The sequence below is a fragment of the Rhodococcus erythropolis R138 genome, assembly GCF_000696675.2.
In the GTDB taxonomy this organism is placed as follows: domain Bacteria; phylum Actinomycetota; class Actinomycetes; order Mycobacteriales; family Mycobacteriaceae; genus Rhodococcus_F; species Rhodococcus_F erythropolis.
On the sequence record NZ_CP007255.1, the window covers coordinates 643,121 to 656,097 of the forward strand.

Consider the following 12,977-nt stretch of genomic DNA (forward strand, 5'->3'; position numbering starts at 1 on the left):
CCATAGAAGGAGGTGGACAGCCGTGCAGGGCCTGATTCTGCAACTCACACGGGCGGGCTTCCTGCTCCTACTGTGGCTGTTCGTCTGGGCAGTCCTCCGCACTCTCCGCTCCGACATCTATGCCGGCTCCGGGGTCAGGGTTCCGCCGCGGTACACCCGCGCCGGAAAGGTCCTGCCCTCGCTGGGCAAGGCGAAGGTGCCTCGGTACCTGGTGGTCACGCAGGGCGCCCTCGCCGGTACCCGCATCACCCTCGGTTCACAGCCCGTCATGATCGGCCGCGCCGACGATTCGACGCTCGTTCTCACCGACGATTACGCGTCGACGCGCCATGCGCGGCTCTCGCAGCGTGGCGCTGACTGGTACGTCGAGGATCTCGGTTCGACCAACGGCACCTATCTGGACCGCGCCAAGGTCACCACTGCGGTGCGCGTCCCGCTGGGCACTCCGGTTCGCGTCGGCAAGACGGTAATCGAGCTACGCCCGTGACCCTTGTTCTCCGCTACGCGGCGCGCAGCGACCGCGGTCTCGTGCGCTCCAACAACGAAGATTCCGTGTACGCCGGTGCACGCCTGCTGGCTTTGGCCGACGGTATGGGCGGACACGCGGCCGGTGAGGTCGCGTCGCAGTTGATGATTGCCGCTCTGGCGCATCTCGACGACGACGAGCCCGGCGAGGATCTGCTCGGCAAGCTCGAGGCAGCCACCCGTGAGGGCAACGATTCCATCGCCGATCACGTCGAGGAAGAACCCGAACTCGACGGCATGGGCACCACGCTCACCGCGATCCTCTTCTCCGGCAGCAAGCTCGGTCTCGTGCACATCGGCGACTCGCGCGCCTACCTTCTGCGCGACGACCACCTGACGCAGATCACCCGCGACGACACGTTCGTGCAGTCGTTGGTCGACGAGGGCAGGATCACCGCCGAACAGGCACACACTCACCCGCAGCGATCCCTGATCATGCGGGCGTTGACCGGCAACGAGATCGAGCCGACGCTCACCGTGCGCGAAGCCCGCGCCGGCGATCGCTACCTGCTCTGCTCCGACGGCCTCTCCGACGTGGTCAGCGACGAGACCATCGAGAACACGATGCGCGAAGGCTCGCAGGAGCAGTGCGCCGATCGTCTCATCGAATTGGCGCTGCGCAGCGGCGGTCCCGACAACGTCACCGTCGTCGTCGCCGATGTCATCGACCTCGACTACGGCCAGTCGCATCCCATCGTTGCGGGTGCCGCGTCGACGGAAGAGGAAGAGGACGCCCCTCCCCCCAACACCGCTGCCGGCCGCGCCGCTGCCATGCGTCCGCCGCGCGCGACGCCCAAGCGAGTTGTCTCCCAACCCGAACCGGAACCGAAGAAGAAGCGGAACCGGTTGTGGTGGGTGGTCCTTGCCGTGGTGCTGATCGCGCTGGTCGGCGTCGGCGCAGTGATCGGCCGCGCCGTCATCCGCAACAACTACTACGTCGGCGAAGACAACGGCCGCGTGACGGTGCTGCGCGGAATCCCCGGTTCGGTGCTCGGCTACTCGCTGCAAGACGCGGATCTGGTGGGTTGCGTCGGCGACGACGACGTCCTGACCCTCGTCTCCCCCGACGCGATTCCCAGCAACTGCAACATCCTCGAAGTGACGGATCTGCAGCCGTCGGCGCAGGAGCAGGTGCGCGCCGGGCTACCGTCCGGCAAGCGTGAAGATGCGCAGAGCCAGATGATCCGTCTCATCGGCGGCGATCTGCTGCCTCGTTGTGAGCCGGTTCCGACGACGGCCACGCCCACTCCCCCGCCGGCACCGGAGACCACGCCGCCCCCCGCACCGCCCGCGGATCCTGCTGCACCGACGACGGCAGCACCCACGACTACGCCGACGCCGACCGAAGTTCCCGGTCAGACTTGCAGGACGGTCAACTGATGTCGTCCAACGCAGCTGCGGGGACGGCTTTTCCGAGTCCGCCCGGAGGTTTTGCCCCGGCGCCGGTCCAGTCGACCCGTCGAAACATGGAGCTTCTGCTCCTGGGCTTTGCCGTCATCATCACGACGGTCTCGCTTCTGCTCGTCGAGGCGAGCCAGGAACAGAAGATCACTCTCGATCTGGCCAAGTACGCGCTCGCGTACACGGGCCTGTTCCTGATCGCGCACTTGGCAATTCGACGGTATGCGCCGTACGCCGATCCGCTGCTACTGCCGATCGTCGCCCTGCTCAACGGCCTGGGGTTGGTGCTCATCCACCGACTCGACCTCGCCGACGAACAGACAGCGCTCTACAACGGCGTCGAGGCACCGTCACCGGATGCGAACCAGCAGGTCATGTGGACTGCACTGGCGATCACCGGTTTCGTGCTGCTGCTCGTGTTCTTGAAGGACTACCGCCTGATGGCGCGGTTCAGCTACACGCTCGGCCTCGCAGGTCTGGTGTTCTTGGCGATTCCCGCGATCCTGCCGGCGAAGTTCTCGAGCGTGAACGGCGCAAAAATCTGGATTCGCCTGCCCGGATTCAGCATTCAGCCAGGTGAGTTCGCGAAGATCCTGCTCATCATCTTCTTCGCGTCCGTGCTCGTCGCCAAGCGCGACCTGTTCACCTCGGCCGGTAAACACTTCCTGGGCATGGACTTTCCGCGTGCCCGCGACCTCGGCCCGATCCTGCTCGCCTGGATCGTCTCGGTGGGCGTGCTCGTCTTCGAAACCGACCTCGGTACGTCGCTGCTGCTCTTTAGCACCGTGCTGGTGATGCTCTACATCGCGACCGAGCGTGTGGGCTGGCTGGTGATCGGCGGCGGACTGCTCGCCATCGGATTCTTCTTCGCCTACAAGATGTTCGGACACGTGCGCGTTCGCGTCGACACCTGGCTGGACCCGCTCGGCGACTACGCCAACACCGGGTATCAGATCTCGCAATCGCTCTTCGGCCTGGCCACCGGTGGTATCGCCGGAACGGGTCTGGGCAGCGGCCGCCCCAACCAGGTGCCGTTCGCGAAGACGGACTTCATCATCGCGACCATCGGCGAAGAGCTCGGCCTGATCGGCCTGGCCGCTGTGCTGATGCTGTTCCTGCTTCTCATCGTGCGCGGCCTGCGTACGGCGTTGGCAGTGCGCGACAGCTTCGGCAAACTGCTCGCCGCCGGTCTGTCGTTCACCATCGCGATCCAGATCTTCGTTGTCGTCGGCGGCGTCACCAAGCTGATCCCGCTGACTGGTCTGACAACACCGTTCATGTCGTACGGCGGCTCGTCGCTGCTCGCGAATTACCTACTGCTGGCCATCCTCGTCCGGATCTCGGACGCGGCTCGTGCGCCGGTAGTGACGAAGAAGAAAGGTCCGCCCCCAATCGCTGACGCCAATACCGAGATGATGCCGCGCGTATGAACACTCCACTGCGCCGCGTCGCGATGGCCGTCATGGTGATGGTCGTCGCGCTCCTCGCCAACGCCACGTACGTACAGGTCATCAAGGCTGACGACCTGCGAGCCGACCCGCGCAACTCGCGGGTGCTGCTCGACGAGTACTCACGCCAGCGAGGTCAGATCTCGGCTTCCGGTCAGGTGCTTGCCGCCTCCCGCGCCACAGACGACCGGTACAAGTACCTGCGCGAGTATCCGAATCCGTACCCGTACGCACCGGTCACGGGCTTCTACTCGATGCAGTACGGCAGCGCCGGCCTCGAGCGCACCGAGGATCCGATTCTCAACGGCTCGGACAACCGGCTGTTCAGTCAGCGCTTCTTCGACTTGGTGTCCGGACGCGATCCGCGCGGCGGCAACGTCGTCACGACGCTCAATCCGGCCATGCAGCAGGTGGCGTACGACCAGCTGACCAGTAAGGGTTACACCGGTTCCGTCGTCGCCATCGAGCCGAGCACCGGACGCATCCTGACGATGGTCAGCACTCCGAGCTACGACCCGAACCTGCTTGCCAGCCACGACGGCGCCGAAACCACGAAGGCGTGGGACGAGCTCAATGCCGATCCCAACGATCCGTTGGTCAACCGCGCTATTTCGCAGACCTACCCTCCCGGTTCGACGTTCAAGGTGCTCACCACGGCCGCAGCTCTTGGCAACGGTGCGACGCCGGACGACCAGCTGACCGCGGCTCCGCAGATCACGCTGCCCGGCACCAGCACGACCCTCGAGAACTACAACGGCAGCACCTGCGGCCCCAACCCGACGGCGTCGTTGCGTGACGCGTTTGCGCGCTCGTGCAACACGGCTTTCGTCGAACTGGGCATCAAGGACGGCGCGGACGCCATCAAGGACGAGGCCAGCGCTTTCGGCATCGGGCCCAACACTCCGGCGATCCCGCTCCCGGTTGCTGACAGCACCGTCGGCGACATCTCCGACGACGCGGCTCTCGGCCAGACCAGCATCGGCCAGCGCGACGTCGCGGTGACCCCGCTCGAGAACGCAGTGATCGCCGCGACCGTCGCCAACGGTGGTGTGCGGATGCAGCCCAACCTGATCTCCCAGTTGCAGGCACCGGATCTGACCGATCTCAGTACGCCGTCACCGGTGTCGATGGGTCAGGCGATCTCGCCGGCAGTGGCCGCAACGCTGACTGATCTGATGATCGGCTCGGAGAACTTCACCGGCGGCGACGGCAAGATCCCCGGGGTTCAGATCGCGTCCAAGACCGGTACCGCCGAGCACGGCGTGAACCCGCGGGAAACCCCGCCGCACGCCTGGTACATCGCTTTTGCACCGGCGCAGAATCCGACGGTCGCCGTGGCCGTCATCGTCGAGAACGGTGGTGACCGCGGACTTGCCGCTACCGGTGGCTCGGTTGCTGCGCCGATCGGTCGTGCAGTCATCGCAGCCGGAATCCAAGGGGGCTGAACCGTGGCGTTGAACAACGGCGCTTTGATCGCCGATCGTTACCGATTGATCCGTCTCATCGCCACCGGTGGGATGGGTCAGGTGTGGGAAGCCACCGACTCCCGGCTCAACCGTCGCGTCGCCGTCAAGGTACTCAAGTCCGAGTTCTCTTCCGATCCGGAGTTCTTGGAGCGCTTCCGCTTCGAGGCCCGCACCACCGCGCAGCTCAACCATCCCGGTATCGCCGGAATCTACGACTACGGCGAGACCCGTGACAGCTCGGGCGATTCCACGGCGTACCTGGTGATGGAACTCGTCAACGGCGAGCCGCTCAACGCCGTCCTGGCACGCGTCGGCCGCCTGGCGGTTCCGCATGCCCTCGACATGCTCGAGCAGACCGGCCGCGCCCTGCAGGTCGCACACGACGCCGGTGTCGTGCACCGCGACGTGAAGCCGGGCAACATCCTCATCACGCCGACGGGCCAGGTGAAGATCACGGACTTCGGCATCGCCAAGGCCGTCGAGAACTCGCCCGTCACGCGTACGGGAATGGTGATGGGCACCGCCCAGTACATCGCGCCCGAGCAGGCTCTCGGTCAGGACGCGACCGCGGCGAGTGACGTGTACTCGCTGGGAATCGTCGGATACGAAGCACTTTCGGGTCGACGCCCGTTCACCGGTGACGGCGCGCTGACCGTCGCGATGAAGCACGTGCAGGAAACCCCGGCGCCGATGCCGGCCGACCTGCCGCCGAACATCCGCGAGCTCATCGACATCACGTTGACCAAGGATCCGGCCGGCCGCTACGCCAGTGGCGGTGAGTTCGCCGACGCCGTTGCAGCCGTTCGGGCAGGGAGGCGTCCACCGCCGCCCGGTCTGCTCGCCACCGGTGCCGCGAGCGCGTTGCCGGCTACGGGTGCCACGCAGGTCATGCCGCCGACGTACGCGGGCCCGGTGACGGGCGCAGCTGTTGCGGACGACGCGGCAGCCGGCGGAATGACCAGTGGGCAGAAGGCCGTGGCATGGGCCGGCGGCGGATTGATCTTGTTGGCGTTGATCATCGGCGGAGTCTGGATCGCGACCGACGGTCCGAGCGACCCGACGCCGCCCGTCGTCACGTCCACGACGTTGCCGACCACGACGACCACCAAGCCCACCACGACGACGACTCGGCCGACGACGACGACCACCGAGCCGACAACCACCACAACTCGGCCGACGACAACCACGACCGAGCCGACAACCACCACGACAACGCCGACCACGACAACAACAACTCCGACGACCACAACCACCACCACGACGACAACGACGACCACAACGACCACTGAGCCGTTGGCGGATCCCGGAGACGCTGAAGAACCGCTAGGACAAGACCAATGACGACACCCCGCAATCTCTCCTCCCGCTACGAGCTGGGTGAGATTCTCGGCTTCGGCGGAATGTCCGAGGTTCACCTGGCGCGCGACCTCCGACTCAGCCGCGACGTCGCGATCAAGGTGCTGCGTGCAGACCTCGCGCGCGATCCCACGTTCTACTTGCGGTTCCGTCGTGAGGCGCAGAACGCTGCCGCGCTGAACCATCCGGCGATCGTGGCCGTCTACGACACCGGTGAAGCCGAGACCGACGCCGGACCGCTGCCGTACATCGTCATGGAGTACGTCGACGGCGACACGTTGCGTGACATCGTGCGCAGCACCGGGCCGATGACTCCGCGCAAGGCGATGGAAGTGATCGCGGACGTCTGTGCCGCTTTGGACTTCAGCCACCGCAACGGCATCGTGCACCGCGACGTCAAGCCCGCCAACATCATGATCAACCGTGCCGGCGCCGTGAAGGTGATGGACTTCGGTATCGCCCGTGCCATTTCCGACGCGTCGAGCCCGATGACGCAGACGGCCGCCGTGATCGGCACCGCTCAGTACCTTTCGCCGGAGCAGGCGCGAGGTGAGCAGGTGGACGCACGTTCGGACGTCTACTCGCTCGGTTGTGTGCTGTTCGAAATTCTGACGGGCGAGCCGCCGTTCAAGGGTGATTCACCGGTCGCCGTGGCGTACCAGCATGTTCGTGAGGATCCGCAGACGCCGTCGGAGATCAATCCCGACATTCCGCGCGAGCTGGATTCGATCATTCTCAAGGCGATGAGCAAGAACCCGGCCAACCGCTACCAGAGCGCCGGCGACATGCGCAGCGACTTGGTACGCGTTCTGGGCGGTCAGCGTCCGAGTGCGCCGATGGTGATGAACGACGAGGACCGCACCACCATCCTCGGCGCCGTCGGCTCCGACACCGGGAACTACCGCACTGCTCCTGATCCGGTCGAGCCGGTTCCTGCACGGACAACTCGCGCTGCCGAGCCGCCTGCCAAGAAGAAGGGCGGACGCTACGCCCTGATGGGCATCGCGGCGCTTCTGGTGATCGGACTGGTGACGTTCTTCCTCATTCGGGTGAACTCGCCGAAGGTCGAGATGGTGACCGTTCCGGGTGACCTCACCAACCAGCCCGCTGATGTCGCCGAGGCGACGCTGACCAACGCCGGATTCCAAGTGGAGCGTCAGCAGAAGACGGACAAGGTGATCGCTGCGGGAAACGTCATCACGACGCGTCCGGTTGCCGGGGTGCGCATCGAGAAGGGGAGCACCGTCACCATCGACGTGTCCACCGGCCCCGAGCAGGTCGCGATCCCTCGCCTGACCGGCCTGAGCCAGGACGACGCCGAGAAGAAGCTCAACTCCGTCGGACTCCGACTTGATCCGACCATCGGCAAGGCCGCGTCGACCATTGCCGAGGTCGACAAGATCGTCAATCAGGATCCGGCCGTCGGAGTGTCGGTTGTTCTCGATTCCGCGGTCTCGATCACTGTCGGCACCGGTCCGGAGCAGGTTCGGGTCCCGGATGTGACCGGTCAGCGTGAAGAGGTGGCGAGGCCCAACATCGAAGGTGCCGGGTTCGTCGTCCAGATCACGGAGATCGATTCGGGACTGCCGAAGGGACAGGTCGTTTCGACCGATCCGACCGGCGGCACGTCGGCCACCAAGGGTTCGACCGTGACGCTGCGGGTTTCCAACGGCAACCAGGTCGCGATGCCTGATCTGACCAACAAGACGGTGTCCGAGGCGTTGACCACGCTTCGCGCAGCCGGCTGGGCGGGAACTGCTTCGCAGCTGGTGCAGAACCAGAGCACGACGCTCACCCCGGAGATGGTGGGCAAGATCGTCTCGCAGACGCAGCCTCCGGGCTCGGAGATCTCCAAGGACGCGGTCATCACCGTCAGCGTCGGAGCGCTCGGAATCCCCGGCCGCTAGCAAACTGAAAAAGTGCCTCCCGGAGATTTCCGGGAGGCACTTTTTTGTGGACAGGTGTCAGAGAATTGCGGGCAATGCGCCACCGAGCGCCGACGCGACCTCGGCCTCGAGGGCTGCGACGAGCCCTTCCGGGGGCGCCTCACCGCAGACTGCGAGCCAGTTCGCGAGCATCCGGTGCCCACCCTGAGTGAGTACGGACTCTGGGTGGAACTGGACGCCGTGAATCGGCAGTTCGCGGTGACGCATCGCCATCACGACGCCGCTCTCGGTGTGTGCGGTCACCTCGAGTTCCTCGGGAATGGTGTCCTCGAGAACCGTCAGCGAGTGGTAGCGGGTAGCGGTGAACGGATCGGGCAGCCCGGCCAGGACGCCGACGTCCTTGTGGTGAACCAGACTCGTCTTGCCGTGAAGCAGTTCGGGCGCGCGGTCGACGGTTCCGCCGAAAGCCGCGCCGATCGCCTGATGTCCGAGGCAGACGCCGAGCAGCGGGGTCTTGGTGTCGGCGCAGACCTTCACCAGATCCATCGTCGCTCCCGCGCGCTGCGGAGTTCCGGGGCCAGGGCTCAGGAGAATGCCGTCGAACTGCGCTACTGCACCCTCGAGGTCTGCCGTCAGTTGTGGATCGTCGTTGCGCCAGACCACGGCTTCGGTTCCGAGCTGGCCGAGGTACTGCACCAGGTTGAACACAAAGCTGTCGTAGTTGTCGACGACGAGAATCCTCATGAGAGCAGGGTAAACGCCCGTGCTATCCGCCGGTATAGGCGGGGACCGTGATCTGCGACGGTGTCGCCTGCGTGTACCCGAGGCCGAAGCGGGTCGCGTACTGCTTGTAGATCCGAATGCCCGGTTCGGCAGCGAGTGCCGCCTCGAGGCGCGCAACATCGCCGATCGCGCTCATCACGTACGGCGGGCTGTAGGTACGGCCGTGAAGAAGGAGGGTGTTTCCGATGCACCGCGGCGCCGACGTACTGATGATCCGTTGGTCCTGCATGCCCACCGCTTCGGCCCCGCCGGCCCACAGTGCGTTCAGCACGCTCTGGACGTCCTGCTGATGCACGACGAGGTCGTCCGGGGTGGCGTCGACCGGATACTTGCCTTCGGCGTTGCGCGGGGCGTCCGTCATGGTGACCACGACGCCGGGGCCGGTCATCTCCGTCAGTCCCGCGTCGGCGGAGATGTTCTTGATGTCACCGAGAGCCGCTGCCACGCCGGCGTCGGACCGAGCGGCGTCTTCCTGCAGCGAATCGAGCTGAGCGGCAAGTTCGTCCCGGTCGGCCGAAACTTTCTCGGCATTGGCCTGTGCACTGCGGACCAGATCGGAGAGCCTGGTGCTTTCGGTGACCTGAAGCTGGTTTTCCTCGGCGGATCTCTGCGCCGTGGCAACCATCAGACCGGCTACCAGGCAGACGGCAAGTACACCGATGTGCCAGACGGTTCGTGAAGATTCACCCGAAGACACGTGGCTCCTCCCGGATTGTGCAGGTCGGCCGGTGACCAACTGGACACAGCTACGTTAGCGTGTAGGTAACACATGCAGGTCACACCGTAGAGCGAGGACGCCATGCCCAAGTCGAAGGTCCGTAAGAAGAACGACTACACAGTCAACCCAGCAAACCGCACTCCGGTGAAGGTGAAGATGGGTCCGTCGAGCACGTTGTACGTCTCCGTGATGCTCGGATTCATGCTTCTCGGCCTGGCGTGGCTGATTGTGTACTACTTGGCCGCGGATTCGATCACGTGGATGAACGACTTGGGAAACTATAACTTCCTCGTCGGCTTCGGCTTCATGGTTGTGGGCCTTGTGATGACCATGAGATGGCGCTGACCAGCGATTATCTGATTCGTCTCGGATCGTGACCGTCTCTCAATTACATGGGTGTCATTCATCCCCATTGTGGATAACTCCTGTGGACAACCTAGGAAGTTATCCACATGCTCGAGGATGAATTTCATCCACAGCCTCGTGACAACGCCACAGAGGTCGTCTCGTGGGCCACTCCGATGGGTGTTGTCTACGCGATGTTCGGCGGCGGAATTGCCCTCGCGATCGCCTCGATCCTCGCGCCCACGGAGCCTGCCGGACGCTTCCTGCTCGCCCTCGCGGTGATCGGGCTGTTCGTGATGGGCGGCCTCGCCCTGCGTCAGCGCCCCCGCCTGGCGGTGATCGACAACGCAGGAACCAAGTCGATCGCGGTGCAGCGATTGCGCGCCCGCCACACGTTCACCCGCGAACAGATCGACCGCGTGCGTCTCGTCCGCTACCCGCGTCTGGGTCGACGCGTCCCGATGCTCGAGATCGACATCGTCGACCGACCCACCGACACGGAGAAGCTGTTGATCTTCGGACGCTGGGATCTCGGTACGACGCCGGAGGACGTCGTGGACGTGCTTACCGTCCACGGTTTGGTGCCGCCCGAGAAGTAGGCGCGGGGTTACCCAGCCAGCGCCGCGAGGTCCGGCTGCACGATGTCGAGTGCCTGCTGCGGCACCGCGACTGCGTCGCTCGACCATCCCCAGATCGAGTACAGCTCACGGCCGGGGTCGGTGTACCCGTCGCGGCCGTGAAGCACCCGGTAGTTGTCGATGCAGATCATCTCGCCGGCTTCGGCACGGAACATCGGCCCGCTGTCTCGCACGTGAATCACGGCCTCACTCCATTGCTTCACCAGCGGCCACTGCGCTTCTTCCGATTCGCCGGCGATCGGCGCGAGGTACGGGTGGTACCGAACCTGGTTGCGTCCACTCGGCACCGTCCGGGCGATCGGCGCAAATGTGTTCTGCGGGAAGTTCGGTTCCGAATGGTCGATGTCTGTGCTCCAACAGAATTCGGCCAGCTCCGCTGTTGCGGGATCGAAGGCGAGCAATCGCGTCAGTTTGACCGCGTCGATGAGAAACGAGTCGCCGCCACTCGGGTACGCCGGGCGCTTGCACCACAGAAACAGGTAATCGGGAGCGTAATCGCCGAAAGCGAAGCCGTCGTTGTGGGCGGTCATCCGCTCGCCGGAGATACCGAACGAGCGCTTGCGCCCGCGTTCGTCCACCGGTTGGGTGTCGACGACAGCGGCTTCGGCATCCTGACTTTTGGCGCTCGCCTCGAACTGGCGGCCGACGCGAATGCACTTCTCACCGAGCAACTTCGACGCGAACGCAATGGCATCTTCCTCGGTGTGCAGCCCACCGAAGACCGCAGCGCCGTCCAGCGCGATTGCCGCCCGGACGGCCTCGACCGTCTCCACGCGCCGCGGAACAACACTTGCCAGCGTCAAATCGGAAGAGAACATTCATCACTCCATACGTCGAGTTCGCCAAACGGTTCAACTCGAGCGTAGGAACTCGTCATTTCGACGGCGTAACTCCGGAAACCGATTCGGTTACGGAGCCAGCCTTTCAAATCACCTTGCCCGGGTTCATGATTCCGTGAGGGTCGAGTGCGCCCTTGATTGCATGATGCATCGCGACGACGGCCGGTGACAGTTCCTGTGCCAGGCCACCCATCTTCAGTAGGCCGACGCCGTGTTCACCGGTGACGGTTCCGCCCAACTCGAGGGCATTGTCGATGATCTCGGCAAAAGCCGCCTGAGCACGCCTCCGCGCCGCTTCGTCGTCGTGTGGCGTGATCAGCAGCGGATGCAGGTTGCCGTCACCCGCGTGCGCGATGTTCGCGATGTGCGTGTCGTGACGGGCCGAAATGGCCTCGATCCGTGCCAACATCTCCGGGACCGCTGCCTTGGGGACACAGATGTCCTCGGTGAGCACCGGGCCGAGCCGCTCGAGGGCGGGGTACGCCAGACGCCGGGCGGAGAACAGGGCGTCGGCTTCCTCCTGGTCGGTGGATCTGGCACTCCAGGTTGCCCCGGAACGGTTGAAACAGGCCAACATTCGCTCGGCTTCGGCGTCGCCGATCTCACCAGGTGTGTCGATGCGGCCGAGCAGGACCACCTCGGCGTCGGCCGAGAGGCCCATGTTCTTCCAGGCGTCGACGGCAAGCAGGCACTGTCGATCGATCAACTCGAGGGCCGACGGCGTGAGACCGTCCGCGGCGACGGCTTCGACTGCCTTGCCCGCAGCAACGATGGAGTCGAAGTATCCGACGATGGTGCGCTCGGGATCGCGCTGAGGACGTAGCTTGACGGTCACCTCGGTGATCACCCCGAGAGTGCCTTCGGAGCCGACCATGAGCGCGGAGAGATCAAACCCAGCCACTCCCTTGGCAGTTCGACGCCCGAGCCGAACCAGCTCACCGGTTCCGGTAACCACCTGCATGCCCAGCACGTAGTCCTTGGTGACGCCGTACTTGACGCAACACAGGCCCCCGGCATTGGTCGCGACGTTGCCGCCGATCGTCGACCAGGGTGCGCTCGCCGGATCGGGCGGATACCAGAGGCCGTGCTCGGCGCACGCGTCGCGGAGGTGATCGTTGACCACTCCGGGTTCGACCACGGCCAAACGCTCGAGGGTGTTGATCTCCTTGATGGCGTTCATCGCGTCGAAGGCGATCACGACGCCGCCGGCGACTGCGTTGGCTCCACCCGACAGACCGGTGCCTGCGCCGCGCGTGACGACGGGCGCACCGTGGGCGATGCACGCCTGCACAACTGTCTGTACCTGCTCGGCTGTGCGCGGACGGACCACGGCGACGGGCATCTCGTAGGGAGCCCACTCGGCGTCGTCGTGGATGTAGCTCGCCATGATGTCGGGGTCGGTGATCAGTCGATCCGCATCGATCTGCGAGCCGAGCGCCTCGAGGAGTGTCATGCCTCCACGATAGTGACGGCGGCTACACCACCCCATGTAGATTTACTCCGAGAAACCGGAAACCGTATGGACATTCTCTCCATACTCATCGTTGGCCTGACAAGTTGGCCTGACAAGGG

The 12,977-nt window shown here is 64.9% G+C and carries 12 protein-coding genes; 8 read left to right on the forward strand and 4 right to left on the reverse strand.

Annotated elements, in window-relative coordinates:
* The first annotated feature begins 22 nt into the window (after nucleotides 1-22).
* Genes H351_RS02885 through pknB form a run of 6 tightly spaced genes read left to right on the forward strand, consistent with a single transcriptional unit; the run spans nucleotide 23 to nucleotide 8,103 of the window.
* Nucleotides 23-487 (forward strand): FHA domain-containing protein FhaB/FipA, encoded by a 465-nt coding sequence (locus H351_RS02885; protein ID WP_003943418.1) that lies wholly within the window; start codon nucleotides 23-25, stop codon nucleotides 485-487.
* Entirely contained in the window at nucleotides 484-1,905 is a 1,422-nt protein-coding gene (locus H351_RS02890) for a PP2C family protein-serine/threonine phosphatase (RefSeq protein WP_029256826.1), read from the forward strand. Before H351_RS02885 ends, H351_RS02890 begins: the two co-directional genes overlap by 4 nt.
* The gene (locus tag H351_RS02895) at nucleotides 1,905-3,356 is read left to right on the forward strand and encodes an FtsW/RodA/SpoVE family cell cycle protein (RefSeq protein WP_007735775.1); all 1,452 of its coding nucleotides are present in this window, start codon (nucleotides 1,905-1,907) and stop codon (nucleotides 3,354-3,356) included. Before H351_RS02890 ends, H351_RS02895 begins: the two co-directional genes overlap by 1 nt.
* On the forward strand, nucleotides 3,353-4,819 hold the full coding sequence (locus H351_RS02900; protein ID WP_007735774.1) for a peptidoglycan D,D-transpeptidase FtsI family protein: 1,467 nt from the start codon (nucleotides 3,353-3,355) through the stop codon (nucleotides 4,817-4,819). Before H351_RS02895 ends, H351_RS02900 begins: the two co-directional genes overlap by 4 nt.
* Before the next feature lie 3 nt (nucleotides 4,820-4,822).
* A complete protein-coding gene (locus H351_RS02905) occupies nucleotides 4,823-6,181 on the forward strand; it encodes a protein kinase domain-containing protein (RefSeq protein WP_019746232.1) in 1,359 nt (452 codons plus the stop codon).
* Nucleotides 6,178-8,103, forward strand: a complete 1,926-nt coding sequence (pknB, locus tag H351_RS02910) for a Stk1 family PASTA domain-containing Ser/Thr kinase (RefSeq protein ID WP_019746231.1) — start codon at nucleotides 6,178-6,180, stop codon at nucleotides 8,101-8,103. The genes H351_RS02905 and pknB overlap by 4 nt, the downstream gene beginning before the upstream one ends.
* A gap of 57 nt (nucleotides 8,104-8,160) precedes the next feature.
* On the opposite strand, the gene H351_RS02915 is transcribed toward pknB, so the two are convergent.
* The gene (locus tag H351_RS02915) at nucleotides 8,161-8,826 is read right to left on the reverse strand and encodes an aminodeoxychorismate/anthranilate synthase component II (RefSeq protein ID WP_003942537.1); all 666 of its coding nucleotides are present in this window, start codon (nucleotides 8,824-8,826) and stop codon (nucleotides 8,161-8,163) included.
* Between the two features lie 22 nt (nucleotides 8,827-8,848).
* Nucleotides 8,849-9,562, reverse strand: a complete 714-nt coding sequence (locus H351_RS02920; protein ID WP_020905624.1) for a DUF881 domain-containing protein — start codon at nucleotides 9,560-9,562, stop codon at nucleotides 8,849-8,851.
* A 102-nt stretch (nucleotides 9,563-9,664) separates the two neighbouring features.
* Here H351_RS02920 and crgA point away from each other — a divergent pair, with 102 nt between their 5' ends.
* On the forward strand, nucleotides 9,665-9,928 hold the full coding sequence (gene crgA, locus H351_RS02925) for a cell division protein CrgA (RefSeq protein ID WP_019746229.1): 264 nt from the start codon (nucleotides 9,665-9,667) through the stop codon (nucleotides 9,926-9,928).
* A gap of 107 nt (nucleotides 9,929-10,035) precedes the next feature.
* A complete protein-coding gene (locus tag H351_RS02930) occupies nucleotides 10,036-10,527 on the forward strand; it encodes a PH domain-containing protein (RefSeq protein ID WP_029256825.1) in 492 nt (163 codons plus the stop codon).
* 8 nt (nucleotides 10,528-10,535) lie between these two features.
* Here H351_RS02930 and H351_RS02935 read toward each other — a convergent pair whose 3' ends face one another.
* The gene (locus tag H351_RS02935) at nucleotides 10,536-11,384 is read right to left on the reverse strand and encodes a TauD/TfdA family dioxygenase (RefSeq protein ID WP_029256824.1); all 849 of its coding nucleotides are present in this window, start codon (nucleotides 11,382-11,384) and stop codon (nucleotides 10,536-10,538) included.
* Nucleotides 11,385-11,490: 106 nt separating this feature from the next.
* Nucleotides 11,491-12,858 (reverse strand): FAD-binding oxidoreductase, encoded by a 1,368-nt coding sequence (locus H351_RS02940; protein ID WP_024487653.1) that lies wholly within the window; start codon nucleotides 12,856-12,858, stop codon nucleotides 11,491-11,493.
* Nucleotides 12,859-12,977: the final 119 nt, after the last annotated feature.